Here is a 1442-nt window from a genome sequence, read left to right as displayed (position 1 = left end):
TGATCTGACCCCGAAATGTTGGACATCAACATTGGGGGGTGTCATGAAAAAGTACACAGAGCAGGCGAAATTATTGGTTGTTGAAGATTACTGTTCGGGGAGCGCTGGTCACAGAGAGGTCGCGCATCGTCACGGGGTCAATGCTTCTTCGCTTCGAAAGTGGATTGCGGCATATCAGGCTCTTGGTGCCGCAGGCCTCAAAAGTAAGAGAAAGAAGAACTACAGCCCTGAGTTCAAGCTGAATGTATTGCAGCGCATGCGAGAGGAAGAGCTGTCCTATCGCCAAGTCGCTGCCCTGTTTGATATCCGGAAATCCGACATCATTGGCGAATGGGAGCGCAGGTATGATGAAGGCGGTTTGGAGGCCTTGTCCCGGCAGCCAGGAAGCGGACTTCACAAAAAAATGACAAACCCCACCCCGTCCATTCAGCTTGAATCTCCGGACGACGAGGCTCGTACGCGTGATGATTTGCTGGCTGAGTTGAGCCAGTTACGGATGGAAATCGCTTATTTAAAAAAGCTCGATGCCTTGGTTCAAGCGAAGGAACGAGCAGCGCAGCGGAAAAAGCGCAAATCGTGATTGAACTGAGGCAGGAGCACCCTCTGGAAGGCCTTCTGAAATTGGCGGGCCTGGCCCGTAGCACTTTTTACTATCAACAAAAGGTGCAGCAATCCGTTGATAAATACGCGGTGCTGAAGACCAGAATTTGCTCAATTTTCGACGAGCACAAGGGCCGATATGGCTATCGCCGTATCACTGCTGCCGTTCGGCGAGCTGGCCATCTCGTGAATCACAAGACTGTTCAGCGCCTCATGGGCGAGCTTCAGTTGAAAAGCCGTGTGCGCATAAAGAAATACCGGGCCTACAGAGGCGAAGAGGGTCAGGTAGCGCCGAACCTGCTGAAACGGAAGTTCGATGCCAAACGACCGAACCAGAAATGGGTAACCGATGTGACGGAGTTTCGGGTCGGCGGGCAGAAACTCTACCTCTCACCGATACTTGACCTCTACAACGGTGAAATCATCGCCTTCAAGACCGCCAGACGCCCGCTGTTCGACATGGTCGGCGCGATGCTACGGCAAGCTTTTGAACGGCTGCGGCAGCGCGATAAGCCAATCTTGCATTCCGACCAGGGATGGCAGTACCGGATGCCTATCTACCGCCGCGTGCTGAACGAGCGTGCGGTAAAGCCAAGCATGTCCCGCAAAGGAAATTGCTATGACAATGCGGCTATGGAAAGCTTTTTTGGCACGTTGAAATCCGAGTTCTTTTACCTGAACAAATTCAACAGTCTCGATGAGCTTGAAGCAGGTATAGAGGACTACATACACTACTACAATCACTCGCGAATCAGACTGAAACTAAGCGGCCTGAGCCCTGTGGAATACAGGACTCAAGCACGGCGGGCATAGAAGGCGTCCAACTTTTCGGGGTCAGATCA

1 protein-coding gene is annotated in these 1442 nt (G+C 52.4%); it reads left to right on the top strand.

Annotated features, from left to right (window positions below; translation table 11 throughout):
* Positions 1 to 43 precede the first annotated feature (43 nt).
* Positions 44 to 1413 (top strand): IS3 family transposase gene (locus tag GHO42_RS02965; protein ID WP_153329002.1). Its coding sequence is split into 2 segments (ribosomal slippage): positions 44 to 512 and positions 512 to 1413, totalling 1371 coding nucleotides; the frame shifts between segments, so codons are not numbered across the junction.
* Positions 1414 to 1442: the final 29 nt, after the last annotated feature.

The organism is Pseudomonas sp. FSL R10-0056, from assembly GCF_009600105.1.
Classification (GTDB): Bacteria; Pseudomonadota; Gammaproteobacteria; order Pseudomonadales; family Pseudomonadaceae; genus Aquipseudomonas; species Aquipseudomonas bubulae.
Note: the sequence above shows the minus strand (reverse complement) of the source record. Positions and strands in the feature narration are given on the sequence as shown.